20 protein-coding genes are annotated in these 26,382 nt (G+C 72.4%); 17 read left to right on the top strand and 3 right to left on the bottom strand.

From position 1 onward, the window contains the following. Positions 1-27 precede the first annotated feature (27 nt). Complete coding sequence (locus C3B71_RS09650) at positions 28-2,469, bottom strand: HelD family protein (protein ID WP_108969786.1); 2,442 nt, start codon at positions 2,467-2,469, stop codon at positions 28-30. 460 nt (positions 2,470-2,929) lie between these two features. Between C3B71_RS09650 and C3B71_RS09645 the strand changes: the two genes are divergently transcribed. Then, on the top strand, positions 2,930-3,847 hold the full coding sequence (locus C3B71_RS09645) for a PAC2 family protein (protein ID WP_073333047.1): 918 nt from the start codon (positions 2,930-2,932) through the stop codon (positions 3,845-3,847). 68 nt (positions 3,848-3,915) lie between these two features. Here the strand turns inward: C3B71_RS09645 and C3B71_RS09640 are convergent, their stop codons facing one another. Continuing rightward, the gene (locus C3B71_RS09640; protein WP_108969784.1) at positions 3,916-4,665 is read right to left on the bottom strand and encodes a spermidine synthase; all 750 of its coding nucleotides are present in this window, start codon (positions 4,663-4,665) and stop codon (positions 3,916-3,918) included. A gap of 179 nt (positions 4,666-4,844) precedes the next feature. Here C3B71_RS09640 and dinB point away from each other — a divergent pair, with 179 nt between their 5' ends. Together dinB and C3B71_RS09630 are read left to right on the top strand one after the other, a co-directional pair. After that, positions 4,845-6,092 carry a DNA polymerase IV gene (dinB, locus tag C3B71_RS09635; protein WP_108967702.1) on the top strand — a complete coding sequence of 416 codons (1,248 nt, stop codon included), beginning with the start codon at positions 4,845-4,847 and terminating at the stop codon, positions 6,090-6,092. A gap of 230 nt (positions 6,093-6,322) precedes the next feature. After that, complete coding sequence (locus tag C3B71_RS09630) at positions 6,323-6,703, top strand: DUF3040 domain-containing protein (RefSeq protein ID WP_073333051.1); 381 nt, start codon at positions 6,323-6,325, stop codon at positions 6,701-6,703. A gap of 69 nt (positions 6,704-6,772) precedes the next feature. Here the strand turns inward: C3B71_RS09630 and C3B71_RS09625 are convergent, their stop codons facing one another. Beyond that, complete coding sequence (locus C3B71_RS09625; RefSeq protein ID WP_108967699.1) at positions 6,773-8,776, bottom strand: oxidoreductase; 2,004 nt, start codon at positions 8,774-8,776, stop codon at positions 6,773-6,775. Between the two features lie 536 nt (positions 8,777-9,312). Between C3B71_RS09625 and mraZ the strand changes: the two genes are divergently transcribed. The 14 genes from mraZ to C3B71_RS09555 all read left to right on the top strand — a co-directional run bounded on the left by mraZ (position 9,313) and on the right by C3B71_RS09555 (position 26,346). Then, positions 9,313-9,744, top strand: a complete 432-nt coding sequence (mraZ, locus tag C3B71_RS09620; protein WP_073333053.1) for a division/cell wall cluster transcriptional repressor MraZ — start codon at positions 9,313-9,315, stop codon at positions 9,742-9,744. A gap of 272 nt (positions 9,745-10,016) precedes the next feature. After that, on the top strand, positions 10,017-11,102 hold the full coding sequence (gene rsmH, locus C3B71_RS09615) for a 16S rRNA (cytosine(1402)-N(4))-methyltransferase RsmH (RefSeq protein ID WP_108967696.1): 1,086 nt from the start codon (positions 10,017-10,019) through the stop codon (positions 11,100-11,102). Beyond that, positions 11,099-11,569 (top strand): hypothetical protein, encoded by a 471-nt coding sequence (locus C3B71_RS09610; RefSeq protein WP_108967693.1) that lies wholly within the window; start codon positions 11,099-11,101, stop codon positions 11,567-11,569. The genes rsmH and C3B71_RS09610 overlap by 4 nt, the downstream gene beginning before the upstream one ends. Positions 11,570-11,607: 38 nt before the next feature. Beyond that, positions 11,608-13,392 (top strand): peptidoglycan D,D-transpeptidase FtsI family protein, encoded by a 1,785-nt coding sequence (locus tag C3B71_RS09605; protein WP_108969781.1) that lies wholly within the window; start codon positions 11,608-11,610, stop codon positions 13,390-13,392. Between the two features lie 73 nt (positions 13,393-13,465). After that, positions 13,466-15,085 (top strand): UDP-N-acetylmuramoyl-L-alanyl-D-glutamate--2,6-diaminopimelate ligase, encoded by a 1,620-nt coding sequence (locus tag C3B71_RS09600; protein WP_108967689.1) that lies wholly within the window; start codon positions 13,466-13,468, stop codon positions 15,083-15,085. Next, a complete protein-coding gene (locus C3B71_RS09595) occupies positions 15,082-16,551 on the top strand; it encodes a UDP-N-acetylmuramoyl-tripeptide--D-alanyl-D-alanine ligase (protein ID WP_108967686.1) in 1,470 nt (489 codons plus the stop codon). The genes C3B71_RS09600 and C3B71_RS09595 overlap by 4 nt, the downstream gene beginning before the upstream one ends. Beyond that, the gene (gene mraY / locus C3B71_RS09590; protein WP_073333064.1) at positions 16,548-17,636 is read left to right on the top strand and encodes a phospho-N-acetylmuramoyl-pentapeptide-transferase; all 1,089 of its coding nucleotides are present in this window, start codon (positions 16,548-16,550) and stop codon (positions 17,634-17,636) included. Before C3B71_RS09595 ends, mraY begins: the two co-directional genes overlap by 4 nt. A gap of 68 nt (positions 17,637-17,704) precedes the next feature. After that, positions 17,705-19,228 carry a UDP-N-acetylmuramoyl-L-alanine--D-glutamate ligase gene (gene murD / locus C3B71_RS09585; protein WP_108967683.1) on the top strand — a complete coding sequence of 508 codons (1,524 nt, stop codon included), beginning with the start codon at positions 17,705-17,707 and terminating at the stop codon, positions 19,226-19,228. A 1-nt stretch (position 19,229) separates the two neighbouring features. Next, on the top strand, positions 19,230-20,519 hold the full coding sequence (locus C3B71_RS09580) for a peptidoglycan glycosyltransferase FtsW (RefSeq protein WP_073333066.1): 1,290 nt from the start codon (positions 19,230-19,232) through the stop codon (positions 20,517-20,519). After that, positions 20,512-21,753, top strand: coding sequence for a UDP-N-acetylglucosamine--N-acetylmuramyl-(pentapeptide) pyrophosphoryl-undecaprenol N-acetylglucosamine transferase (locus tag C3B71_RS09575; RefSeq protein ID WP_073333068.1), 1,242 nt, complete (start codon positions 20,512-20,514; stop codon positions 21,751-21,753). The genes C3B71_RS09580 and C3B71_RS09575 overlap by 8 nt, the downstream gene beginning before the upstream one ends. Next, a complete protein-coding gene (gene murC, locus C3B71_RS09570; protein WP_396027127.1) occupies positions 21,750-23,279 on the top strand; it encodes a UDP-N-acetylmuramate--L-alanine ligase in 1,530 nt (509 codons plus the stop codon). Before C3B71_RS09575 ends, murC begins: the two co-directional genes overlap by 4 nt. Further along, positions 23,276-24,145 (top strand): cell division protein FtsQ/DivIB, encoded by an 870-nt coding sequence (locus C3B71_RS09565; RefSeq protein WP_108967680.1) that lies wholly within the window; start codon positions 23,276-23,278, stop codon positions 24,143-24,145. The genes murC and C3B71_RS09565 overlap by 4 nt, the downstream gene beginning before the upstream one ends. 146 nt (positions 24,146-24,291) lie before the next feature. Continuing rightward, positions 24,292-25,515: a cell division protein FtsZ gene (gene ftsZ / locus C3B71_RS09560; RefSeq protein ID WP_073333070.1), complete on the top strand. Its 1,224-nt coding sequence runs from the start codon at positions 24,292-24,294 to the stop codon at positions 25,513-25,515. Between the two features lie 45 nt (positions 25,516-25,560). Further along, positions 25,561-26,346: a polyphenol oxidase family protein gene (locus C3B71_RS09555; protein WP_108969777.1), complete on the top strand. Its 786-nt coding sequence runs from the start codon at positions 25,561-25,563 to the stop codon at positions 26,344-26,346. Positions 26,347-26,382: the final 36 nt, after the last annotated feature.

The following is a 26,382-nucleotide window of genomic DNA, read 5'->3' as shown; positions in this document are numbered from 1 at the left end:
CCGACCTGTGCGCTGGCCGTGAGCCGGCTACAGGCCGGCGGGAAGCGGCAGACGGGAGACCACGCGCAGACGCCGCGTCGGCCGCGTCATCGCCACGTACAGGTCGCCGGGGCTTGATTCCCCGATGGCCGCCGGGTCCACCAGCACCACCACGTCGAACTCCAGCCCCTTCGACAGCCGCGGCCCCATCACCGCCAGTCGACTGCGCAGAATGTCGCCGCCCGGCGCCTCCATCGCGGCCGCCAGCGCCGGATCCTGCGCCAGCAGGGCGGCGACCTGTCGCGGCTGCGGGGCGATCACCGCGATGCGGCCGGCACTCTTGCCCACGGCCGCATCCAATGTGACCGACTCCGCCGCCACCGCCTCACGCAGGGCCTGGCCCCAGGCGGCATTGGCCGCCTCGTCCCGCCCGGCGGCGGGGGAGTCGGAGAGATCGTCCACCGCGAGGCAGTCGGGCAGGTCGCGTACCGAGCTCACCGGGTAGTTCACCGGCGCGCCGAGCCCCGCGGCCACCTGCTCGGCCGCCCACATGATCGTCGCCGGTGTGCGGTAACAGACGGTCAGCGCCTCCTCACGCAGCGGCGTCGCCGCCGCCAGCGCCCGGGAGCCGCGCCCACCACGGCGCTTGGCCGGGCGCGTGCCCAGAGCCGATAGCACGTGCCGCCACGAGCCCGGGCGGCTCGGACCGGAGTACTGGGCCAGGTCGCCCACGATGGTGAAGGAGCGCACCGGGCAGCGGCGGGCCAGTGCCCGCCACGCCATGGCACCCAGCTCCTGCGCCTCGTCGACGACGACATGTCCGTAGGTCCAGCTGCGGTCGGCCCGTGCCCGCTCCGCCAGCGTGAGGGACGGCCCGGACTCCTCGACCCGGTCGGCCAGCATCTCGGCGCTGACCATGCCGTCCCCGAGCTCCTGCGACTCGATCGCCTGCGCCGCGTAGGCGACCAGCGACTCGTGGCGGCGCGCCTCCAGACGGGCGCGGCGGGCCTCGGCGTCCTCACTGGGCCCCAGCAACTCGGCCAGTTCGTCGATCAGGGGCACGTCCGCCTCCGTCAATTCGCTGCCCGCCGGTCGCTCCAGCAGCCGCCGCTCGGCCGGCCGCAACTCCGGGGCCACCCGGGCCAGCAGGTCCGGGTGAGACCACAGTCGCTCCAGCAGGCCGACCGGCGTCGTCGGCATCCAGCACAGGTTGATCTCCCGACGGGCGTCACGGGCGGTGCGAATATCCTCCCGGATCCAGGCGCGCGTGTCGGCGTCGGTGGCGTCCTGGTGGGTGGCGGCGGCGAACTGGTCGGTCAGGCGCTCCAGCAACCACAGCACGAAGGTCTCGCGCGCCAGGTTGTGGGGCTTGCCCGAGCGCCGGGCGCGGGCGGCCGCCTCCCGCACGTCCGCGGGCAACAACTGCAGGTGGGTGCCCTGCACCACGATGTCGCGGGGCGCGTCCGGCACCCGCTGCAGCCCGCGCACCGCCCGGCGCAGAATGTCCGTCCACACCGACCGGGACTTCAGCTCGGCCACCTCGCCCGGCTCGGTGCCGCGGGCGTGCACGCCGGGCACCAGGTCCGCCAACGTGGTTGAGACCACGCCCGTTTCCCCCAGGGAAGGCAGCACCTGCTCGACATAGCGCAGGAAGGTGCGCGACGGGCCCACCAGCAGCACCCCGGAGCGCTCCAGGCGCTCGCGTTCGGCGTAGAAGAGGTAGGCGACCCGGTGCAGGGCCACCGCCGTTTTACCGGTGCCGGGACCACCCTGCACCACCAGCACGCCCTTGCCGTCACCGGTCACCACCCGGTCCTGCTCGGCCTGGATCGTGGCGACGATGTCGCCCATGCGCCCGTCACGGGCCGCGGACATGGCCGCGATCAACGCGCCCTCACCCTGCAGCCCGTCAATGGCCATATGCGTCTGCGCGGCCTCGGGGTCGGCCGCGGCCAGTGCGGCAGGTCCGCCCGCCGCGGTCACGTCGATCAGCTCATCCTCCAGACCGATCACGCGGCGCGCACGCGTGTCGATGTGCCGCCGCCGCACCAATCCCATCGGGGCGGAGGCAGTGGCCTGGTAGAAGGCCCGCGACAGGGGAGCGCGCCAGTCCAGCACCACCTCGCGGTGGCGGACATCCTGCAGGCCGATACGCCCCACGTAGTGGCGCAGGCCCGCCGCGGTCACGTCGCCATCCCCATCCGGGGCGGCGGGGGCGGGGTCGTCGGCACTATCAGCAATCGGCTGCGCCATATCCATGCGTCCGAAGACCAGCCGGTCCTCCACCCCCTCCAGGGAGGCGATCAGGTCGGAGTAGTGCACCGCGTAGGCGTCCCGCTCACCGCGCGACTGGTGCGTCCCCGAGGCGCCCCGCGCCTGCGTGGCCGTCAGTGAGCGGCGGGCCGCGCCCAGCTGCCGGTCCAGTTCGCTGTAAGCCAGATCCACCACCTCCTGCTCCGCTGCGATCTCGCGGTCACGGGCGGACGCCATGGTCGGACGCTGGTCGTCCGACTCGGTGGCCTCGGCCGGTTCGGGGCAGGGATGATGCTGGCTCACATGACCTCGCTAGGCGTTGGGCCCTCACCGGTGCGGGCCAGGGCCCGACGGCGGCGGCGGAGAAGAAGTAGTCGTGTACGGTGGTGGTCGGCGCAAGGCCTCCGCACGAGGCGGCACCCGAGCCGACGGGGATCGTCCATTATCTCCCCGGCGACCCGCCTCGCCAGCTACGCGTCATCTTGTTCGCCCGGAGGGGACGCGTAGGGGACCGCCGGTTTCGGGGATGGCGGGGGAATCCGCTTCGTGGCTTACGCCGGAGCCCACCGGACGGGAACACAGGCCGCCCTCCCGGTGTTGCACCAGCCGACGCATGGCCGTCCGCGCGGCCCGCAGCGGGCCACGTGCGAGATGCGCCTGCATGAATACGAGCGCTGAAGGCGCGAGAGGAGGAGCGATGCGACAGCTATACACCGTGGAGCACCCAGCGGGTGAGCCAGTCTCGCCGCGCGTGCTCCTGCACTACTTCGACGGAGCCATGGACGCCGGCCACGCCGGATCGCTGGCCGTGGACCAGCTGGTGATGACCCTGCCCCACACCCGCGTGGCCACCTTTGACATCGACTCCCTGCTCGACTACCGGGCCCGTCGGCCGGTGATGACCTTCGACCACAACACTTACAGCGACGCCGCCATGCCCGAGCTGGTCCTGGACCTGCTGCAGGACGACGACGGCGAAGACCTGCTGCTGCTGCACGGCTCGGAACCCGATTACCGCTGGCAGGAGTTCGCCGACGCCGTAATCCACCTGGCCGTGTCCATGGGGGTGAGCCAGGCCGTCGGCATCAGCGGCATCCCCATGGCGATCCCGCACACCCGCCCCACCTACGTGCACGCCCACGGTTCGCAGCCGGACAAGCTCAACTCGCAGACGGAGGTGTTCGGCCGGGTCGAACTGCCCGGTTCCATGGGCGCCTTCCTGGAGTTGCGCCTGGGCGAGGTCGGCATCGACTCCCGCGGCCTGTCCGCCTCCATTCCCCACTACATCGCCCGCGACGACTTCCCGCAGGGTGCCGCCGCGCTGCTGCGCGCGGTGGCTGAAAACACCGGCCTGGCCCTGCCCCTGGGCGACCTGGAGGCGGCCGCCAACGTCAACCGCGCCGAGATCGACGCGGAGGCCGCCCAGCAGCCCGAGGTCAGCGCCGTCGTCTCGGCGCTCGAGGCCCAGTACGACGCCATGCTGCAGCAGGCCGAGGACTTAGGCTTCGAAGGCACCCCCACGCTCGACCTGCCCAGCGCGGACGAGATAGGCGCCCGCCTGGAGGCCTTCCTGGAGGCGAACGAAAACACCTCCGGCGACGGTCTCCAGCACTAGCGCGGCCCGAGCCGCGCTCGCGGCCGGTACCGTCCCGGGCTGCCCCGCGGGCGGGCTCTCGGCCCCCCTTAACTGGGCTGCGGCAGCGCCGGGTCGTTCGGCCGCCAGGTGCGCACCGGCAGCGGCAGGCGCCGCACCGCCCGCTCCACGGCGTCCAGTTCCGGCGGCGTGAACGGTTGCGCGCGGGCCACCAGCACCAGGTTGCCGCGGCGCCGGCCCCGCACCACGGCCGGGTCACCCACCACCAGCACCCCGCCGAACACGGCGCACAGGTGCGCCAGCTCCGCCGCCACCACGTCGCGCGGCGGGCAAACGGTATTGGCCAGGTACAGTCCGCCGGGCGCCAGCAGCCGGCGGCATTCGGCCAGGAACTCGCGCCCCCGGCAGGCGCCGGGAACCATGCCGCCCGCGAACACGTCGCGCACCACCACGTCCCACGCCTCGGCATGCAGCGTGCCCACCACCTGGGCGGCGTCGCCCACGCGGATGCGCAGCCGCGGCGCGCGCGGCAAGTCGAACCATTCGCGCACCTTGCGGGCCAGCACAGCGTCAATCTCCACCGCCAACTGGGTCGAGCCCGGCCGGGCGGCATCCCAGGCGCGGGCCAGGGCACAGCCGGCGCCGCCCAGGTGCAGTGCCCGCAAGGGTTCACCCCGCCCACACAGCGCCGAAACGACCGCGTCCATCTGCTGGAGGTACTCGAAGTCCAGGTGCGTGGGGTCACGCAGATCGACCCAGGAGGACTCGGTGCCGTCTAGTAGCAGCAGCACCCCGGTGTCCCGCAACTCCAGGCGCGCCGTCGCGCAGGAGGTCTCCACCGGCCCCGTGGGCAGAGCCGCGACGCGGACGGCGGCGTCGGTGCCGCGGCGGCGCTGTTTGGAGGAGCGGGCGGAGGATTGACTGCGTGTCACAGGGGCACGTTATCGTGGCCGCGTAAGACGTCGCCCAGTCAGCCCCGGGTACGGGGCACGGCGGGGATACGCGGGGGAGGGCGGATATGAGCCGGGCACCGCGGGCCGAGAGCGCCCGCCGCTCGTGGGGCGAGGACGACTCCGCCACCCCCATTCTGCACGTGGACATGGACGCCTTCTTCGCCTCGGTGGAACTGCTCGAGCACCCCGAGCTGGTCGGGCGTCCCGTCATCGTCGGCGGCCGCGACGGGCGCGGCGTGGTCTCCGCCGCCTCCTATGAGGCCCGCGCCTACGGAGTCAGCTCGGCCATGCCCATGAACGAGGCCATGCGCCGCTGCCCCCAGGCCGTGGTCCTGCCGGTGCGCCACGGCGTGTACTCCGCCGTCTCCCGGCAGGTGATGGGCATCCTCGGTGAGGTCACCCCGTTGCTGGAACGCGTCAGCGTGGACGAGGCGTTTCTGGACGTCTCCGGCGCCCGTCGCCGCATGGGCTCTCCGGTGACCATTGGGCATTGGATTCGACGCCAGGTGCGCGAGCGCGTGGGGGTACCCGCCTCCGTCGGTATCGCCTCCACCAAGTTCGTGGCCAAACTGGCCTCCGCTCACGCCAAACCCGACGGGCTTCTGCTGATTCCTGCGCAGGCAACCCAGGACTTCCTCAACGTGTTGCCGGTGGGCGCCCTGTGGGGAGTGGGGGAGAAGAGCGCTCAGGCGCTGGCCCGCTGGGGCATCACCGACGTGCGGCAGTTGGCCGCCACCGATGTGCGCCGCCTGGAACGCATCCTCGGCCCGGCGGCCGCCCGCCACCTGCACGATCTGTCCCACGGCGTCGATCCGCGTCCGGTCACCCCGCAGCGGGAGGAGAAGTCCGTCGGCACCGAGAGCACCTTCTTTGACACCATCACCGATCGTGAGCACGCCCGCCGGGTGCTGCTGGACCAGGCTCACCAGTGTGCCGCCCGGCTGCGCGCGGGCGGACTGCGGGGCCGGGTGGTGGTGCTGAAGGCGCGCGGCGCCGACTTCGTCACCGTCACCCGCTCCCGCACATTGGGGGTGCCCACCGACCTGGCGCGCGACATCTTCGCCGTCGTGGAGTCGCTGTTCAACGCCCTGCCCACCCCGGGCGGCGGCTTCCGGCTGCTCGGGGTGCGGGTGGAGGGCCTGGCCCGCGCCGACGACGGCGTCCAGTTGCTCCTGGACGATGACCCGCGCCGCGGCGCCCCCGAGCGCGCCGCCGACGCCGTACGCGAGCGTTGGGGCAGCACCGCCCTCGCCCCCGCCAGCCTGCTGTCCCGCCCCCGGGAGCCCGATCAGCCCGACCGTCCTGCGCACTGAGGCGGCCGCGGCGCACGTGTTTCGCGGCGCCGATCCGCCGCCGTCCGGGCGGGGGTCGGGCGCCCGCGATTCGGGAAGAACCCCGCGTCGTACGTTGTTTTCTGGGCAATGGGACGGGCTGGTTTTCATCCTGTGACGACAACCGCCTATCCTGGATGTTGTTCAGGCGGGTTGGCCGAGACGACCCTCCGGCCGTCCATGTGAGCCCACAACCGGAAGGGAGGCGTGCCATGGCATTGTCGGAACGCGAGCAGCAGGTGCTGCGCGACCTTGAGGAACAACTCAACGACGAGGACCCGTCGCTGGCCGAGACCATGCAGCATGCCGAAACGGCACTGCGGCGCCCCTCACCACGCCGCATCGGCGCTGGGGCCGCGCTGCTCCTGCTCGGCCTTGCCGTCGTGATCGGCGGCGTGGCCGCCGGCAGCAGCAGCGTCGTGTCCATCCTGCTGGGCGTGCTCGGATTCGCCCTAGCCGTGTGGGGGGTCACGCTCATGCTCTTCCGCCCAAGCTCTAAGGCGACCGCGGCCGGCGTCGGCAACGCGAAGCGCTCCTCCTTCATGGAGCGCCAGTCAGAGCGGTGGGATCGCCGCCGCGACGGCCAGAACTGACCACCCCGGGCGCATTACGGCGGGGCCGCACCTCCCGCAGGAGGGTGCGGCCCCGCCGTCGCTCGCGTCTCAGAGGGCGAGCGCGGCGACGTAGGCGTCGTTGATGGCATCGCCGACCTTGCGCGGTTTGACGCAGTCGCCGACCCGGATGACCTCGGCGCCGGGGACGGCCGCGGCGAGAGCATCGCCCGCGCCCGTGGCGGGCTTGAGCCCGAAGGCCGTGATGACGGTGTCGGCCTCGACGAGCTCCTCGGCGCCCTCGGTGCCGGTGACGCGCACGCCCTCGGGGGTGATCTCCTTGACGAGGGTGCGGGTGCGGATCTCGACCCCGTGCGCCTCGAGCTCGCGCAGCAGCGAGATCCGGTTGAGCATCAGCATGTCCCCGGCGATCTCCTCGACCATCTCGAGGATGACGACCGCGTGGCCCTTTTGGGCGATCTCGAGGGCCGCGTCGGCGCCCGATAGGCCACCACCGCACACGACGACGCGCTGGCCCAGGGGCGCCCCGCGGTGGAAGGCGAGGACGTCGACGGGGCGCGCCCCGGGGGCGACGGCGACCGATTCGGGTACGAAGGGGTGCGAGCCGTTGGCGAGGACGAGGACGTCGGCGCCGGTGAGGACCTCATCCTCGACCGTGACTTCGTGGCCCAGGTGGATACTCACCGTCGGGATCTGCTCGAGCTGGCGCTCCCACCAGCCGATCATGCGGAACAGCTCCCGCTTGAAGTCGGGGGTCGCCGCCGGCAGGAGGACACCGCCGATCCGGTCGCCCTTCTCGTAGATCTCGACGCGGTGCCCACGCAGCCCGGCGACGCGCGCGAACTCGAGCCCCGCCGGGCCGGCGCCCACGACGACGACGCGCTTGGGCTCGGTGACGCTGCCGGGCTCGATCACGCGCTCAAGCTCGAAACCCGCCTCGGGGTTCACGGCGCAGGCCACCGGCAGCCCGAAGAAGGCATTGCCGGTGCACATCTGGTTGCAGCGGATGCAGGGGCGGACGTCGGCCCGGCGGCCCTGCTCGAGCTTGACGACGAGGTCGGGGTCGGCGATGAGCGGGCGCCCCAGGGCAACGAGGTCGGCGCTGCCCTCGGCGATGAGCCGCTCGCCGATCTCGGGGGTGAGGGAGCCGCAGGCGGCCACGGGAATGGAGACGACCTCCTTGACCCTGGCGGCGGCCTCCCACATCGGGGCGTCGCCGAGGTAGTACGGCGGAAAGACGTAGTCCATGGCCTCGTAGGAGCCGTCGTCGCACAGGATCATGTCGAGCCCGCCGGCCTCGAGGGCTTGGACGAGCGCCTGGGTCTCCTCCCAGGTGCGCCCGCCCTCGAATCGGTGGTTGACCGAGATGCGGAAGGAGACGATGCAGTCGGGGGCGTTGTCCTTGATGGCGCGCAGGCACTCCACGGCGAAGCGGGCGCGGTTCTCTGGCGAGCCGCCGTACTCGTCCGTGCGGCGGTTCCACAGCGCGCTCATGAACTGGTCGACGAGATAGCCGGTGTGCCCGTGCAGGTCGATGGCGTCGAAGCCGGCTTCGGCGCCGCGGCGTGCCGCCTCACCCACGCGCTGGACGATGAGGCGGATCTCCTCGGTCGTCAGGGGGCGGCAGCGGCGGGACGGGTCGAAGAAATAGGTGTTGTCCGAGGACGAGACCGGCTCCATCCCGAGCTCGTCGTAGTACTGGTTGTTGCGGCCCAGGCCAGGGGTGAGTTGCAGTGCGGCGAGGCCCCCGCCGGCGTGGACGGCCTCGGCGATACCGCGCAGGCCCGGGATGCAGTCGTCGGAATCGACCCGGGCCAGGCCCTTGTGGATGGGCTCAAGCTCGGACTGGACGAAGTTGATGCCGGTCATGACGACGGCGGTGCCGCCCACGGCGCGCGCCCCGTAATAGGCGGCCTCGCGCGGGGTGGACAGTCCGTCCTCGGTGCACATCTCGGTGCCCATGGGCGGCATGAGGACGCGGTTGCGCAGGACATGACCGGCGATCGTCAGGGGCGACAGGAGGTGGGGGTAGGCGGTGTCCGGTGCGGTGGTTTGGTTGGTGGTCGAGGTAGTGGGGCTGTTGGCGGTGAGCATGGCTGGCTCCTCGGATGTCGACGCTGACACTGTGTCAGTTCACCGCGAAGTCGTGAGCAGCGCCACTACCTAAGGTCTCCATTGGCTGAAACGCAACCCGCCCGGGCGGGTGCGGGGCGTCCGTCGGACGTCCCTCCACTTTCCTCCACGGGTGGTTCCGGGCGGGGGTGCCGGGCGTCCGCCACACACCGGCACCGCCACCGCCGGCACCTCCGTTTTCCCCGGCCTGGTCCCGTTATCCGATCTCGGCCGACGGGTGGCCTCCCCGGTGTCGCCATCCCCGCCGTCCCTGCTCGCGCTGCCGTCCGCGGCCCGACGTCGGTCGACCTCGCCACGCCCATGCCGTCCCGCGCGCCCCTTTCCCTCCACTTTCAACCACCTCAGTATGAGCCCGTGATTCCGGGGAAAACTCCGTCCCGTTGGCCGCCTCGACGCGATCATGACCCCAGTTTGCGACCTCAGAGTGGAAGAAAGGGGAGCGAAGTGGAGTAATGTGGGGCACGTTGGATCGTCGAGGGGAGAGGAGTGAGGTCCGCATGTTCTTGGGTACCCACGCTCCCCGCCTCGATGAGAAGGGCCGGCTCATCCTTCCGGCGAAGTTCCGTGAGGAGCTCGCCGGCGGTGTGATCCTCACCCGCGGCCAGGAGCACTGCATCTACGCCTTCACCTCCGCCGAGTTCGAGCGCATGTACGCCCAACTGCGCGAGGCCCCCCTGGCGCAGAAACAGGCGCGCGATTACGTCCGCGTCATGCTCTCCGGCGCCGACTCGCAGATCCCCGACAAGCAGGGGCGCATCACCATCCCCGCGCCGCTGCGCGCCTACGCCGGGCTGGGCCGCGATCTTGCGGTCATCGGCGCCGGCGCACGCGTGGAGATCTGGGACGCGAAGGCCTGGGAGACCTACCTGGCCGCACAGGAGCAGGTCTTCGCCGACACCGCCGAGGAGATCATCCCCGGGTTCTTCTGACCCGCCCCGAACACCTCGGCCGTACAACTGCATAACGCCGTCAGGCATGGGCCCCAGCCGCCCCAAACCCCCGGAAGTCCACCGGCAACGGTTCCGTTCCGTGAGGTCTCCGCCCGCCGCAGCGTCCGACGCCTCTTCCCCGGCGCCGGAACCCGCGGGAGGAGTCCTGGCAGAGCGGCGCCACCGGCGGCCCCACGCCCAACAGCACCCGAGTACCCCGCACGTCGCAATGCCGACGTCGTGGCAATCCGAACCAGGAGAGGAGGACACCCGTGAGCGACGCCCCCGCCGCGCAAACGCCGGCTGTCGCGCAGCCGGCCCCCGCCGACGCCGCCGGCCGCCACACGCCCGTCCTCCTGGAGCGCTGTCTGGACCTGCTCGCCCCGGCCCTGGAAGTCGCCGCACCCGTCATGATCGATTGCACGCTCGGCATGGGCGGACACACCGAGGCCGCCCTCGAGCGCTTCACCAACCTCACCGTGGTCGGCATCGACCGCGATCCCCAGGCCATCGCCCTGGCCGGCGCCCGCCTGGCCCGCTTCGGGGACCGCTTCCGCGCCGTGCAGGCCACCTACGACGCCGTCGACGCCGTTGCCCGCGACGCCTCCCGCCGTCCCGACCGCACCATCGACGCCATCCTCATGGACCTGGGGGTCTCCTCCCTCCAGCTCGACGACGCCGACCGCGGCTTCTCCTACGCCCAGCCCGCCCCACTGGACATGCGCATGGACCAGACCGGTGGACGCACCGCTCAGGAGCTGCTCGACGGCGCCGACGAGCGCGAGTTGACCCGCATCCTGCGCACCTACGGCGAGGAACGCTTCGCCCCGCGCATCGCGGCCGCCATCGTGCGCCGCCGCCGCGCCGGCCGGCCCGTCACCACCACGGCCGAGCTGACCGAGCTGGTACGTGAGGCCACTCCCGCCGCCGCGCGCCGCCGGGGCGGGAACCCCGCCAAACGCACCTTTCAGGCGCTGCGCATCGCCGTCAACGGTGAACTTGAGCTGCTGCAGCGCGCCCTGCCGCGAGCCCTCAACTCGCTGCGGGTGGGCGGGCGCATCGTCGTCGAGTCCTACCAGAGCCTGGAGGACCGCATCGTCAAACAGGCCCTGGCCGCCGGCGCCTCCCCTGGCGCGCCCGTCGACCTGCCCGTCGTCCCGGAGGGACTGGAACCCTACCTGGAGCTGGTCACTCGCGGCGCCGAGCAAGCGGATGCCGCCGAGCGGGACGCCAATTCGCGCAGCGCCTCGGTGCGCCTGCGGGCCGCCACCCGCATCCGGCCCGTCGCCGAGGCCCCCGCCCCTTACCCCGCCGACTCCACTACCGCCGCAAAGACTCGAGGAAGGAACCGCCGATGACCACTGTCAACGCTCAACGCAGCGCCGCGGCCAATCCGTCCTGGCGTGCGCTCACCGACGGCGCGACCGCTCGGGCCGCGCGCCGCCCCGCCTCGCGCCCGGTGGGCGAGAGCTCCGCGCGGCCGGAACTGCGCGTGGTGCGCGGCGTTGTCCCCTCCCGGCGCACCCTGCCCTTCCTGGTCCTGGTCATCGGCATACTCGCCTGTGCGCTGGTCTCCAGCATGCTGCTGAACGCGCGCATGGCGGACACGGCCTACAAGATGAAGACGGCGCAGGTGGAGTTGAACGTGCTCAACGACCACATCGAGACCGTGCGGGCCGACGTGCAAGAGGCCTCCGCCGCCGACAGGCTGGCCGCTCGAGCCGCGGAGCTGGGCATGGTTCCGGCCGCCGCCCCCGGCGTCGTCGACCTGGCGGACTCCACCCTGGCGGGCGGCACCGCCGCCGAGGCGGACGACGCCCAGTGAACCCGGTCAACCCGAGCCGACGCCGCGTCCTGCAACTCATGGGGCTGGCGGGATTCGGCGCACTGACAGGCAGGACCGCCTGGCTGCAGGTGGTGGATGGTCCCGAGCTCGCCACCACGGCAAAGGCCGAACGCACCGTCGCCTGGGTCAACCGGGCACCACGGGGTGACATCCTCGGCCGCGACGGCACGGTGCTGGCCTCCTCTGCCGTCTCATACGACATCGGCGTTAATCAGCTCAAGATTGCCCAGTACGAGCGCAGCGAAGAACGCGCCGACCCCGCCACCGGGGAGATTCGCAGCGTCGTCGTCGGCCACGGCGCCGCCGCAGCTGCCGAGCAGATGGCCGAGATCCTGGGCGTGGATGCCCAGGAGCTCGGTGCCCAGATGGTGGGGGAGTCCACCTACGTCGTCGTCGCCGAGGCCGTCGCCCCGGACACCTGGCGGCGCATCAACGCGCTGTCGATCCCCGGTGTGGAACCGGACCAGCGCACCCGACGCACCTACCCGGCCGGCTCGGTAGCCGGAAACATCCTGGGCTACACCTACGAGGGAACCGGCCGCACGCTCATCGGCTCCGCCGGCCTGGAACTGACACAGAACGACGCCTTGACCGGCGTCGACGGCCTGGGCCGGGTGGAGGTCGGCAAGTCCGGTGCCATCATCCCCACCGGCGAGCAGAAAGAGGTGCCCGCGACCGCGGGCGACAGCGTGCGCATGACCATCAATCCCGACCTGCAGGCCGTTGCCCAAGAGGCCATCGACGAGGTGGTCGACGCTCAGGGCGCCGACTGGGGCTGCGTGGTGGTGATGGAACCTTCCACCGGGAAGCTGCTGGTGCTCGCCGACTCCGACGCCGTCAATCCCGCCAAGCCGTCGGAAACCCCGGAGGCATCCCGCAACGCCCGCTCGGTCCAGGCCATCTTCGAGCCCGGCAGCGTCGGCAAGGTGATCACCTTCGCGGCCGCCCTCGAGGAGGGCACCATGAGCCCGGAAGACACCTGGACCGTTCCCTACAGCTGGACCGCCGCCAACGGGCAGGCCTTCCACGATTCCCACTACCACGAGACCCAGACACTCACCTCCGCCGGAGTGCTGGCCGAGTCCTCGAACGTCGGCACCGTCCAGATCGGTGAGCAGCTCGACGACGCCGTGCGCTACGAGTACCTCAAGCGTTTCGGCTTTGGCACGCTGACCGGCATTGAGATGCCCGCCGAGTCCGCCGGCATGGTCGCCGCCGCCGCGGACTGGGACGACCGCACCCGCTACACCACCATGTTCGGCCAGGGCATCGCCGGCACCGCCCTACAGGCCGCCCAGGTGCTCGCCACCGTCGCCAACAAGGGGGTACGGGTGCCGCCGCGCGTGGTGGACGCCTGGATCGACGCCGACGGTAACGAAACCCCCCAGGAGACTCCCGCGGGGGAGCGGGTAATCAGCGAGGCCACCGCCGAGGCCCTCACCGAGATGCTGATCGGTGTCACCCAGGAGGGCGGCACCGCCGAGGCCGCCTCCATTGACGGCTATCTGGTGGCCGGCAAGACGGGCACCACCGAGATCCTCGCCGAGGACGGCACGGTGGCCTCCTTCGTCGGCTTCACCCCCGCCCGCGACCCGGCCATCGCCGTCGCCGTCATCGTTTATCGTCCCCGCGACACCTACGGCGGCACCGTGTCCGCCCCCGTGTTCCGCAAGGTTGCCCTGGCCGCCATGCACTCCCTGGGGATTGCCCCGGACCCCAGCATTATCGCAGCCGAAGCCGCCGCCGAGGCGGATGCGGCGGTCGAGGCCGCACAGTCCGAAAGCACAGGCGACGAAGGATGAGTACCCTCGTCCTGGCAGCTGCCGCCCCGCGCCTGGCGGCTGTAACCGTCCTGTCACGATAGATTGGGGACCTATGAGCAACCACGCCTACGAGTCGGCCGCACGGCTGCGCCCACACCGGTGCGCGTCCACGCTCCTGAGCGACCTCGCCCGGGACTTCGCGCTGACCCCCGCCCGGCGTGAAGACGGCGGCACCGACTCGGTGGAGGCGCTGGAGGTGAGCGGTGTCAGCGTCGACTCCGGCGACGTGTCCGCCGGGGAACTGTTTACCGCCCTGCCCGGATTCAAGACGCACGGTGCCGTCTACGCCCCCGAGGCCGTGGCCGCCGGCGCCGTCGCCGTGCTGACCGACCCGGACGGCGCGGCCATGGTGCACGCCAACTGCCCCGGCATTCCCGTGCTAACCCATCCCGATCCGCGCGCCGTCGTCGGTCCGCTCGCCGCCGCCGTCTACCACCACCCGGCCGAGCAGCTGCTGACCACCGCCGTTACCGGCACCAACGGCAAAACCACTACCTCCTACTTCCTCGACGCCATGCTTACCGCCCACCGGGGCGCCTGCGTGATTGCCGGGACCGTCCAACTGCGCGTGGGAGACATTGCTGTCGAGTCCCCGCGCACCACCGTGGAGGCGCCGGTACTGCAGCGCATGCTCGCCCTGGCTGTGGAGGAGGGTGTGGGCGCCGCCAGCCTAGAGGCCTCCAGCCACGCGATCGTGCTACACCGCCTGGACGGGATGGTGGTGGACGTTGCCGGGTTCACCAACCTTCAGCGCGACCACTTGGACTTCCACAAGACCATGCCGGAGTACCTGGACGCCAAGGCGCAGCTGTTCACCCCCGAGCACGCCCGCCGCGCCGTCATCTGCGTCGACGACGAGTGGGGCGCGCAGTTGGCCGACCGCGTCGCCGCCGGACAGGTCCCCGTCGATCGGGTACGCGCCTACCCCGTCCCCGGCGGTCAGGATGCCGCCGGCGCCGACTGGTGGGTCAGCGACGCGGCGGTTTCCATGACCGACTCCGCCACCACCTTCACCCTTCACGGCCCCGACGGGCAGACCATCGCCGCCGCCTGCCCCCTGCCCGGGCTCGTCAACGTCCAAAACGCCGCGCTTGCCCTGGTGATGGCGATCCGCGCCGGAGTCCCGGCCGAGACCGCCGTGGCCGCGCTGGCCACCGCCCACAACATCCCCGGCCGTATGCAGCGCATCAGCCAGCGCGACGGCGTGCGCGGCACCTGCATCGTCGACTTCGCCCACACCCCCGACGCCATGGAGCTGACCCTCCGGGCCGTCCGCCAGATCACCCCCGGCCGCCTGATCGTGGTCTTCGGCTCCGACGGCGACCGCGACCGCGGCAAGCGGCCCATGCTCGGGGAGGTCTGCGCCCGGCTCGCCGACGTGTTGGTGGTCACCGACGAGAACCCCCGCAGCGAGGACCCGCAGTCCATCCGCGACGCGATCCTCGCCGGCGTGCGCAAGGTTCGTCCCGACCTGCACGACGTGGAGGAGATCACCACCTGGCGGGGTGACGCCGTGCGCCGCGGAGTCGAGCTGTGCGGCCCCCAGGACACCGTCATCGTCACCGGCAAGGGGCATGAGCCCTTCCTGGAGATCGCCGACGAGTTCATCCGCTACAACGACGCGCCCGTCATGCGCGAGGCGGTCCTGGACAAGTGGGGAGAGCCCGCATGATTGACCGCCCCCTGACCGAGGTTGTCGCCCTCACCGGCGGCACCCTGGTGGACGCCGAGGCCGTTCCCGCACCGGGGGCGACCGTGTCCGCGGTGGTGACGGACTCCCGCCGGGCCGCGCCCGGCACCCTGTTCGTCGCCCTTGCCGGTGAGCGCACCGACGGGCACGCCCACGTCGGCACCGCAGCCGTCGCCGGGGCCGCCGCCGCGCTCGTCAGCGACGTGGACGCCGCCCGTGCCGCCCTGGCCGACGCCGGTGCCCGCCTGCCGCTGATCGCGGTTCCGGACACGGTGACCGCGCTCGGGGCACTGGCCCGCGGGCACCTGGCCGACCTGCGCCACCGGGCCGTGCAGCGCGGCCAGGCGCTGACCGTCGTGGCCGTCACCGGCTCGGTCGGCAAGACCACCACCAAGGACCTGACCCGGCAGCTGCTCGCCGCCCAGGGCCCCACCGTCGCCCCGATCGCCTCCTTCAACAATGAGATCGGCCTGCCGCTCACCGTCCTGGAGGCCGACGCCGACACCCGCTACCTGGTGTTGGAGATGGGCGCCTCCGGCCCCGGTCACATCACCTACCTGACCGACATCGCGCCGCTGGACGCCGCCGCCGTGCTCATGGTCGGTCACGCCCACATGGAGGGCTTCGGCTCGATCGACGGCGTGGCCCGCGCCAAGGCGGAGATCGTGCGCGGGCTTTTGCCCACCGGCACCGCCGTGCTCAACCACGACGACGCCCGCGCCGCCGCCATGGCCGAGCTCGCCCCCGCGGTGCTCACCTTCTCCGCCGCCGGCGCCCCCGAGGCGGATATCCGCGCCACCGCGGTTGAATTGGACGCGGATGCCCACGCCGGCTTCGAGCTGCACCTGCCGGGGATCGCCCCCCGCCGCGTCCGCCTGGCCGTCCCCGGCGCCCACAACGTGGCCAACGCCCTGGCCGCCGCCGGCCTGGCCGTGGCCGCCGGCGCCGACCCGGCCGCAGTCGCCGCCGACCTCGGCGCCGCCCGCCTGGAGAGTCCCCACCGCATGGACGTGAACCACCTGGGGCGGGACGTGCTGCTGATCGACGACGCGTACAACGCCAACATCGATTCCATGACGGCCGCCTTCGACTCCCTGGCCACGTTGGCCGGCGGCCGCCGGCGAGTCGCCATCATCTCAGAGATGCTGGAGCTGGGGGCCGCGTCCGTGGCCGACCACGTCCGCACCGGACAGCTGGCCGCTCAGGCCGGTGTCGGCCTGCTGATCACCGTCGGCGCCGGCGCCGCGCCGGCCGCGGTATCCGCCCGAGCCGCAGGCGTAACGGTGCTGGAAATGCCCGACGCCGATGCCGCCCAGGCGGCCCTGGATGCCCCCGACGGCCCGCTGCGCGACGGCGACGCCGTCCTGGTAAAGGGATCCAACGGGTCGGGCGCGTGGCGCCTGGCCGACCACCTCCGAGACAGTCTCAAGGAGATGCACGCCCAATGACAGCAATCCTCGTGTCCGCGGCGGTCGGCCTGCTGATCACCCTGTTCGGCACCCCCGTGCTCATCCGCTTCCTGCACAAGCGCGAGTACGGGCAGTTCATCCGGCAGGACGGCCCACAGGGCCACTTCACCAAGCGCGGCACCCCCACCATGGGGGGACTGGTCATCATCATCGCCACCGTGCTCGGCTACGCGGCGGCCAACCTCAGTGAACTGCGCACGCCGCGCGCGAGCGGTGTGCTGCTGCTGTTCCTGATCGTGGGGCTGGGACTGATCGGTTTCCTGGACGACTTCGCCAAGATCTCCAAGCAGCGCTCCCTGGGCCTGAGCCCCTGGCAGAAGATTCTCGGCCAGGCCTTCATCGGCATCACCTTCTCGGTAGCCGCCCTGAACTTCGCCAACCGCAACGGGCTCACCCCCGCCTCCACGCGCATATCCTTCGCCCGCGACTCGAATCTGGATCTCGCCTTCGCCGGCGCCGTCGGCGGCATCATCCTGTTCACCATCTGGTCTAACTTCCTGATCACCGCCTGGTCCAACGCCGTCAACCTCACCGACGGGCTGGACGGCCTGGCCGCCGGTTCCTCCGCCATGGTGTTCGCCGCCTACACCCTCATTGGCGTGTGGCAGACCAACCAGTCCTGCACCTACGGGCACGGCGACGTGGTCGCCACCCTGTGCTACCAGACCCGGGACCCGCGTGACATGGCCATGATCGCCGCCGGACTCATGGGCGCCTGCTTCGGCTTCCTGTGGTGGAACGCCTCGCCGGCGAAGATCTTCATGGGCGACACCGGTTCCCTCGCGCTGGGCGGCGCCGTGGCCGGGCTGTCCATTCTCACCCGCACGGAGTTCCTGGCGGTGCTCATCGGCGGACTGTTCGTGGCCGAGGTCGTCAGCGACATCGTCCAGGTGGTCTCCTTCAAGTCCACGGGCAAACGCGTGTTCCGCATGGCCCCGCTGCACCACCACTTCGAGCTGGGCGGCTGGACCGAGGTCAACGTGGTGATCCGCTTCTGGATCGTCACCGGCGTGTTCGTGGTACTCGGCCTGGGCCTGTTCTACGCCGAATACCTGGTGTCCTGAAAACCTGCCGTGCGCCCGCCGCCGCGGCCAGCCCGCGGCCCAAGTAGCCGAAACGTGAAGCAGAGGTCATGCAAGCAGACATCTCCAGCAGCACCGGGGTCGCGGCACTCGCCGGGGCGCGCGTGGGCGTGGTCGGGCTCGGCCGCACCGGACTCGCCGTCGTCGACGTACTGACCGGCCTGGGCGCCCGCGTGTCCGTATTCGACTCCCGCCCCGGCGCCATCGACGCCCTGCCGGATGCGCTCGGTGCCGACACGGCCGTCGGCCTGGCCGGCGCCACCGCAGGCGACGACGCGCACATCGCCGCCGCCGTCGCCGACTCCGACCTGCGCCTGCTGGTGGTCTCACCGGGTGTGCCCGCCACCGGTCCCGTCCTGGCCGCCGCCCGCGCCGCCCACATCGAGACCTGGAGCGAGATTGAGCTGGCCTGGCGCCTCCAGCGCGCCTCCGCCCGCCCCGACGTGCCCTGGCTGGCCGTCACCGGCACCGACGGCAAGACCACCACCGTCGGCATGCTCGCGCAGATCCTTACGGCCGCCGGCTTGAACGCGTCCGCGGTAGGCAATATCGGCGACCCCGTCATCACCACCGTCGCCGCCGGGAGGGCGGACGCCCTGGCCGTGGAACTGTCGAGCTTCCAGCTGCACTCCACCCACACCCTCAGGCCGCTGGCCGCGGCCTGCCTCAACCTCGCCCCCGACCACCTGGACTGGCACGGCTCCCTGGACGCCTACCGGGCAGACAAGGCCCGCGTCTACGCCCGCACCCGCCGGGCCGCCGTCTACAACACCGCCGACGCCGCCACCCTGACCATGGTGGAGGACGCCGATGTGGCCGAGGGCTGCCGCGCCATCGGCTTCACCACCGCCATCCCCGCCCTCGGGCAGATCGGCTGCGTGGAGGACCTGCTCATAGACCGCGCCTACCACCCCGACCGGCGCCGCAGCGGGGCCCAGCTCGCCACCCTGGACGACCTGGCCCACCTGGCCCCCGGCGGCGACGCCACCCGCCTGCCCGCCCACGTCGTCGCCGACGCCCTGGCCGCCGCCGCCCTGGCCCTGGCCACCGACGCCGTCGCCGCCGACCCGACCGCAATCGCCCGCGGCCTGCGCGCCTACCAGCCGGGCGCTCACCGCATCGTCACCGTCGCCGAGGCCGGTGGCGTTACCTGGATCGACGACTCCAAGGCCACCAACCCCCACTCCGCCCAGGCCGCCCTGACCGCCCTGCCGCCCGGCACCGGCGTGTGGATCGTCGGTGGTGACACCAAGGGCGCCAGCTTCGACGAGCTCGTGCGCGCGGTCCGTCCGCACCTGCGCGGCGCCGTCGTGATCGGCCGGGACCAGCGCGCCGTGGCGGGGGCGTTGGCCCGCCAGGCTCCGGGCCTGCCCGTGACCACGATCCCGGACGGGAACCCCCAGGACGTCACCGACGCCGCGGTGGCCGCGGCCGCCGCCCTGGCCCGCCCGGGCGACACCGTCATGCTTGCGCCCGCCTGCGCCTCCTGGGACCAGTTCGACTCCTACGCCCAGCGCGGTGACCTGTTCGCCCAGGCCGCCGCCCGGGCCGCCGACGGCGAGGTTCGGCACTGACATGGCCGCCGACAAGCCCACCCCCCGCCGCCGCGGGTCCGATCGCCGGCGCCGCCTGCGGGGCAAGGACGGCCCGGTCAAGGGCGAGGGCAGCACCCTGAGCTACTACGCCCTGCTCATCGCCACGCTGGCTCTGCTCGCGTTCGGACTCATCATGGTCTTCTCGGTGCAGTCGGTCACCACCGCCGCCGAGGGCGGCAACGCCTTCACCGCCTTCACCAAATACCTGGCGTTCGCCGCCGTCGGCCTGGTGGGCATGGTGGTGCTCTCCCGGCTGCCGCTGCGGGCACTCAAGCGCCTGGCCTGGCCCGCGCTGCTGCTAGCCTTCGCGCTGCAACTGCTGGTGTTCGTGCCCGGCATCGGCATCGACGTGTACGGGAACCGGAACTGGATCGCCCTGCCCGCCGGCCTGGGCACCGCCCAGCCCTCGGAGTTCATCAAGCTGGGGCTGTGCCTGTACCTGGGCGCCACGGTCTCCGCCCGGCGGGACGCCTTCCTGGGGGGCGTGAACAGCTGGCCCAAGTTCGCGCGCTTTGGCGGCTGGATCCTGCTGCCCGCCGGCATCGGCATTGGCCTGGTCATGGCCGGTGGCGACCTGGGCACCGTGATCGTGCTGACGGCCCTAGTTGCCGGCGCCCTGTGGCTGGGGGGACTCGGCTGGCGCTGGTTCGCCGCCCTGGGGCTGGTGGGCATGGTCGGCTTCGCGGGCGCCTCCATGCTGTCCGCCAACCGCCGCGCCCGCATCCTCGCCTGGCTGCATCCGGAGCGCTACGACCCCCTCGACGTCGGCTACCAGCCCCTGCACGGGCGCTACGCCCTGGGTACCGGAGGCTGGTGGGGGGTGGGTCCCGGCTCCTCCCGGCAGAAGTGGGGCTACCTGACTCAGGCGGACTCCGACTACATCTTCGCCGTCCTCGGGGAGGAGTTCGGACTGGTGGGAACCCTGCTGGTGATACTCCTGTTCGCCGTGGTCGGCTGGTGCTGCCTGCGCATCATCCGTCGCTCCGACTCCCTGTACGCGGCCGTGGTCGTCGGTGGCATCATGACCTGGATCGTCGGCCAGGCCCTGATCAACATGTCCGTGGTGGTCGGCCTGCTGCCCGTGCTGGGCGTACCGCTGCCGCTGATCAGCGCGGGCGGCTCCGCGCTCGTGTCCGTGCTGTTCGCCGTCGGGGTGCTGCTCGCCTTCGCCCGCAACGAGCCCGGCGCGCCCGAGGCGCTGCGCTCCCGCAGCGGCGCCGTACGCCGTACCCTGGCCGTCATCGCCCCGCGCAGGAGGAAACGTGTCTGACACTCCCACCCCCGAACCCGCCGCGGACGGCCCCACCGGCCGGCCGCTGCGTGTGCTGCTGGCCGGCGGCGGCACCGCCGGTCACGTCAACCCCCTGCTGGCGACGGCCGCCGCCCTGCGCGACGACACCAGCGGCGGCGACCCGGACACCGACATCCTGGTGCTGGGGACCAAGGAGGGGCTGGAGGAACGGCTCGTCCCCGAGGCCGGCTACCCCCTGGCCCATGTGCCGCGCGTGCCCATGCCGCGGCGTCCCACCGGCGACCTGCTGCTGCTGCCACGGCGCCTGCACCGCGCCGTCGACGCCGCCGGCCAGGCCATCGCACAGGTTGGTGCCGACGTCGTGGTCGGCTTCGGCGGATTCGTCTCCACCCCCGCCTACCTGGCGGCCCGCAGCGCCGGCGTGCCTGTGGTCATCCACGAGCAGAACGCCCGCCCCGGCCTGGCCAACCGGCTCGGGGCCCGCTGGGCCGCCGCCGTCGCCCTCACCTTCGCCTCCACCCCGCTGGCCGCCACGCACGGCCGCACCGAGGTCACTGGCCTGCCGCTGCGCCCCGCCATCGGCGCCCTGGCCGCCCGTCTCAATGACGATGCCGACGCCGTCCGCCGCGAGGGTGCCGCCGCCCTCGGCCTGGACCCGGCCGCCCCGACCCTGCTGGTCACCGGCGGATCGCTGGGCGCCCAGCACCTCAACGAGGTCCTGTGCGACTGCGCCGCCCGCCTGCCGGAGAACCTGCAGGTGCTGCACCTGACCGGCCGCGGGAAGGACGCCCCGGTGCGCGCCGCCCTGGAGCGGGCCGCGGCGGGCGCCCCCGGGCTGTTGGAGCGCTACCACGTGCTGGACTACCTCACCACCATGGAGCAGGCCTATGCGTGCGCCGACGGCGTCATCTGCCGCTCCGGCGCCGGCACCGTCGCCGAGCTCACCGCCCTGGGGCTGCCCGCCCTCTACGTTCCCCTGCCCATCGGCAACGGGGAGCAGCGCCTGAACGCCGCCGACTGCGTGGCCGCGGGCGGCGGGACGCTGGTTAACGACGCCGACCTGAGCGGTGACGACGTGCTGGCCTTCACCGGCCTGCTCACCGACCCGACCCGCCGCGCCCAGGCCGCGGCTGCCGCCGCCTCCACCGGGGTGCGCGACGGCGCCGCCCGTCTGGCCGCGCTGATCCGCGCCGCCGCCGGCCGCGTGCCCGGCACGGCGCAGGCCGACGAGAACCAGGAGCCAGGCCAGTGACCAATCCACAGCTGTCCAACCCCGCCGCCGGAGCGGACCAGGCGCACACAGACAAGGCGCCCACGGATCTGGCCGGTCACGCCTTCCACCTGATCGGCGTGGGCGGCGCCGGCATGAGCGTGGTGGCTCAGATCCTGGCGGCGCGGGGCGCCGCCGTGACCGGCTCGGACGCCCACGGCGGCGACGCCTACGAGCAACTGCGTCAACAGGGCCTGAAGGTGCACCTGGGCCACGCCGCCGCCAACGTGCCGGAGGCCGCCACCGTGGTGGTGTCCACCGCCATCAAGGAGACCAACCCGGAGCTGCGCGCCGCCCGCGAACGCGGCCAGGAGGTCATCCACCGCTCCCAGGCCCTCGCCCTGGCGGCCCGCGGTCGCGATTTCGTGGCCGTCGCCGGTGCCCACGGCAAGACCACCACCTCCGGCATGCTCGCCCAGGCGCTGTCGACCGCCGGGCAGGACCCCTCCTTCGCGATCGGGGGAGTGGTCCGCTCCCTGCACACCGGCGCCCACTACGGGGCCGGGCCCGCCTTCGTCGCCGAGGCCGACGAGTCCGACCGCTCCTTCCTCAACTACGCCCCCACCGTCGAGATCGTCACCAACATTGAGCCCGACCACCTCGACAACTACGGCACCCCGGAGGCCTTCGCCGCCGCCTTCGTCGACTTCGCCGCGCGCCTGGTCCCCGGCGGACTGCTGATCGCCTGCGCCGACGACCCCGGCGCCCTGGACCTGGCCCGCACGGCCGCCGCCGCCGACACCCGCGTGACCACCTACGGCACCACCACCCCCGCGGACATCCCCGGCGGCCCGGTGCCGGGTGCGGCCCACGTGCGCGTGGAGGTGATCGTCCGCAGCGCCACCGGCACGCAGGCATCCCTGACCCGCTGGGACGCCGACGCCGTCGCCGCGGGCTCCGGCCCGAGCTCGCAGCCGGTGTCGCTGGAACTGTCCCTTCCCGGCGACCATGTCGCCCTGGACGCCGCCGCCGCGTGGGAGGCCGGCTGTGAGCTGGGCGTGCAGTCGACGGCCATGGCTCGTGCCCTGAGCGAATTCGGCGGCACCGGGCGCCGCTTCGAGGATCGCGGTGAGGCGGCCGGGGTCCGCGTCATCGATGACTACGCCCACCATCCCACCGAGATCGAGGCGCTGCTGGCGGCTGCACGTGAGGTCGCCGACGCCCGCGGTGGGCGCGTGGTGGCCCTGTTCCAGCCGCATCTGTTCTCGCGCACCCGCAACTTCGCCGACCGCTTCGGCGCGGCCCTGGCCGGCGCCGACCGCGTGATCGTCACCGCGATCTACCCGGCCCGCGAGGCCCAGACGGACTTCCCCGACGTCACCGGCCAGATCGTCGTCGACCGCACCCCGGGCGACGCCCGCTACATCGCCGACCCGTATGCCGCCGCCCGGGCGGCCGCGGCTGCCGCCCAACCCGGCGACCTGATCCTGACCATCGGCGCGGGTGACGTCACTCGGCTGGGCCCCGTCATCCTGGAGGCGCTCGCCGAGCGCAGCGCCTCGGCATGATGCGCAAGCCGACCCCGCCGCGCCCGCGCGGCCCCGAAACGGAACCGGAGCCGGATTCGGCCGCGGCCGAATTGAGCGTGCACGATGACGGCGGGCCCGCCCTTCCCGTCCGGGGCGAGCACCGCGACCGGGTCGTGTCCACCGGGCTGACCGACCGGCTCGATGAGCGCCGTCGCGCCCGCCGCCGGCTGCGTCGCGGTCGGCTGGTGCGTGCCGTCGCCCTGGTGGCGGCCTTGGTCCTGCTGGGGTGGGGGGCGCTGTTCTCACCGCTGCTGGCCCTGCGCACCACCGACATCACCGTGACGGGAGCCGACGACACTGTCGATGCCGCCGCGGTGCAGCAGGCGCTCGCCGACCACGCCGGCCAGTCCCTGCTGCGGCTGAATGTCGGCGCCTTGGGCGATGAGGTTGCCGACTCCCTGGTGCGGGTGAAGTCGGCGGCGGTGACCCGCTCCTGGCCGCACGGCCTGGCGGTGCGGCTGACCCTGCGGGTGCCCGTCGCCGCCCGGCCCACGGATGCCGGATACCAGGTGCTCGATGGTGAGGCCGTGGTCCTTGAGACCGTCGAGCAGGCGCCGGACGACCTGGCCGTGATCCAGACCCAGCCGGGGCAGGAGCTGTCCGAGGCACAGGTTTCGGCAGTGACCGAGGCGATCGGCAGCCTGGACGCCGACGTACGCGCACAGGTTGCCAAGGGCGCCGTCTCGGACACCGGGCAGGTGACCTTGACGTTGACCGGCGGCGCCACCGTGGTTTGGGGGCAGTCCACCGACAACGAGCTCAAGGCACGGGTGCTGGCGGTGCTGCTCGACCAGGAGGCGCAGACCTACGACGTGTCCAGTCCGCACAGTCCCACCACCTCCTGACACGCCGAACTCAAATACGCCTGCGGCGGGCCAGGGGCCCATAGCGTTGGGCACGTCATCGGAAGAATGACATAAGTATAGACCTCGACTTCAGGTTGAAGGTTGAGGGGAGTCCTTGGACTCGGCACCAAACGCGGAGGCAGACAGTGGCGGAATCGCAGCACTATCAAGCAGTCATCAAGGTGGTGGGCGTCGGCGGCGGCGGCGTCAATGCCGTCAACCGCATGATCGAGGCCGGCTTGCGCGGCGTCGAGTTCATCGCCGTCAATACCGACGCGCAGGCGCTGCTCATGTCCGACGCCGACACCAAGCTCGACGTCGGCCGCAACCTCACCCGCGGCCTCGGCGCCGGCGCCGACCCGACCATCGGCCGCAAGGCCGCCGAGGACCACGAGGACGACATCCAGGAGGCCCTCGAGGGCGCCGACATGGTCTTCGTCACCGCCGGCGAGGGTGGCGGCACCGGCACCGGTGCCGCCCCGATCGTCGCCAAGATCGCCCGCTCCCTGGGCGCGCTGACCATCGGCGTGGTCACTCGGCCCTTCGCCTTCGAGGGGAGGCGGCGCGCCATGCAGGCCGAGGACGGCGTCACCAACCTGCGCGCCGAGGTGGACACCCTCATCGTCATCCCCAACGACCGGCTGCTGCAGATCGCCGACCGCAACATCAGTGTCGTCGACGCCTTCAAGCAGGCCGACCAGGTGCTGCTACAGGGTGTCCAGGGCATTACCGAACTCATCACCACGCCCGGCCTGATCAACGTTGACTTCAACGACGTCAAGTCCGTCATGCAGGACGCCGGCAGCGCCCTGATGGGTATCGGCTCCGCCACCGGCGAGGATCGTGCCCTGACCGCCACCGAGCAGGCCATCGCCTCCCCGCTGCTCGAGTCCTCCATCGACGGCGCCCACGGCGTTCTGCTCTTCTTCCAGGGCGGCAGCGATCTGGGACTGTTCGAGATCTCCGAGGCGGCCAACCTGGTGCGCGAGGCGGTCCACCCCGAGGCCAACATCATCTTCGGCAACGTGGTCGACGGCGCCCTTGGTGACGAGGTGCGCGTCACCGTCATCGCCGCCGGCTTCGACGAGGAGGGCCCCGCGGACTCCGCTGCCGACGCGGCGGCCCCTCTGTCGCGCGCGGCCGCTACGGCCCGCCCCGCCCCTAGCCCCGCCACCCCGGCGCGCGGCGCTCACGCGGCCGAGAACCCGATCACCCGCCCCGTTCCGGCCGTCCCCGCCCCCACTACGGCGGAGGTGCCGACCTACGTCGACGACTCCCAGCCCGAGGCGGAGCCGGAGCTGACCGTGCCTCGGGTCATCGGCGTGGACGCCGAGAAGGACGACATCGACCTGCCCGACTTCCTGCGCTGAACCGTGGCGGAAGGGGCAGTAGCGGATGCGCTGATCGCCGTCGACATGGGCGACGGCGCCCGCGGCTACTTCACCACCCGCGCGCCCGCACCGGCGGGGGAGGGCGGCCCGTATGCGGGCTTCAACCTCGCCCTCCACGTCGGTGACGACTCCGTCCGGGTTGAGGCTCACCGCCGCCGCCTCGCTCGGGCGCTGGGCGTTGTTCCCGACGCGGCGGAAGCCGCGCCCGGTGCCGGTGGCCGTGCAGGCATCGCCTGGATGAACCAGGTGCACTCGGCCCGCGTCGCCTCCGCCCAGGCCGACGCCGTGCCCACTGCCGATGCGCTGGTCCTGGATACCCGCACCCCACCCGCCGGCCCGGGCGGCTCCGGTCCGCTCCCGGCGGCGGCCGCGGCCGTGCTCGTGGCCGACTGCGTACCGCTGCTGCTGGCCAGCGCCGACGGCGCCGCGGTTGCCGCCGTCCACGCCGGCCGCCGCGGGTTCCTGGCCGGAATCGTCCCGGCGGCCGTGGCGGCCCTGGTCGCCGTCGGCGCGGAGCCCGCCGGCATCCGCGCTGCCATTGGACCGTCGATCTGTGGCGCCTGCTACGAGGTGGGCGCCGCGCTGCACGCCGAGGCCGCGGACCGTGAGCCCGCCTGCGCCAGCACCACGCGCTGGGGCACGCCCGGCATCGACCTGGCCGCCGGCATCACTGCCCAACTCGAACGCGCCGGCGTACGCCACATTCTCAACGTCCACCGCTGCACCTACGAGCAAACCGAGCTGTACTCCTACCGGCGCGACGGCGTGACCGGTCGTCAGGCCGGGATTGTGCTGCCGGCACCGGCGTAACGGCGCCGAATGGATACGGACGCGCCGATATCCGAT

The organism is Actinomyces sp. Z16 (assembly GCF_003111765.1).
Classification (GTDB): Bacteria; Actinomycetota; Actinomycetes; order Actinomycetales; family Actinomycetaceae; genus Actinomyces; species Actinomyces glycerinitolerans.
The sequence above is the reverse complement of the archived record's forward strand: the minus strand, read 5'-3'. Positions and strand labels throughout refer to the sequence as shown.

Coding starts and splice junctions, on each gene's coding strand:
- C3B71_RS09650 (WP_108969786.1), bottom strand. CDS start 2,469: ATGGCGTCCGCCCGTGACCGCGAGATCGCAGCGGAGCAGGAGGTGGTG.
- C3B71_RS09645 (WP_073333047.1), top strand. CDS start 2,930: ATGCGACAGCTATACACCGTGGAGCACCCAGCGGGTGAGCCAGTCTCG.
- C3B71_RS09605 (WP_108969781.1), top strand. CDS start 11,608: ATGGGGCTGGCGGGATTCGGCGCACTGACAGGCAGGACCGCCTGGCTG.
- C3B71_RS09600 (WP_108967689.1), top strand. CDS start 13,466: ATGAGCAACCACGCCTACGAGTCGGCCGCACGGCTGCGCCCACACCGG.
- C3B71_RS09595 (WP_108967686.1), top strand. CDS start 15,082: ATGATTGACCGCCCCCTGACCGAGGTTGTCGCCCTCACCGGCGGCACC.
- murD (WP_108967683.1), top strand. CDS start 17,705: ATGCAAGCAGACATCTCCAGCAGCACCGGGGTCGCGGCACTCGCCGGG.
- C3B71_RS09610 (WP_108967693.1), top strand. CDS start 11,099: ATGACCACTGTCAACGCTCAACGCAGCGCCGCGGCCAATCCGTCCTGG.
- C3B71_RS09630 (WP_073333051.1), top strand. CDS start 6,323: ATGGCATTGTCGGAACGCGAGCAGCAGGTGCTGCGCGACCTTGAGGAA.
- mraY (WP_073333064.1), top strand. CDS start 16,548: ATGACAGCAATCCTCGTGTCCGCGGCGGTCGGCCTGCTGATCACCCTG.
- C3B71_RS09580 (WP_073333066.1), top strand. CDS start 19,230: ATGGCCGCCGACAAGCCCACCCCCCGCCGCCGCGGGTCCGATCGCCGG.
- dinB (WP_108967702.1), top strand. CDS start 4,845: ATGAGCCGGGCACCGCGGGCCGAGAGCGCCCGCCGCTCGTGGGGCGAG.
- C3B71_RS09555 (WP_108969777.1), top strand. CDS start 25,561: ATGGGCGACGGCGCCCGCGGCTACTTCACCACCCGCGCGCCCGCACCG.
- mraZ (WP_073333053.1), top strand. CDS start 9,313: ATGTTCTTGGGTACCCACGCTCCCCGCCTCGATGAGAAGGGCCGGCTC.
- C3B71_RS09625 (WP_108967699.1), bottom strand. CDS start 8,776: ATGCTCACCGCCAACAGCCCCACTACCTCGACCACCAACCAAACCACC.
- C3B71_RS09565 (WP_108967680.1), top strand. CDS start 23,276: ATGATGCGCAAGCCGACCCCGCCGCGCCCGCGCGGCCCCGAAACGGAA.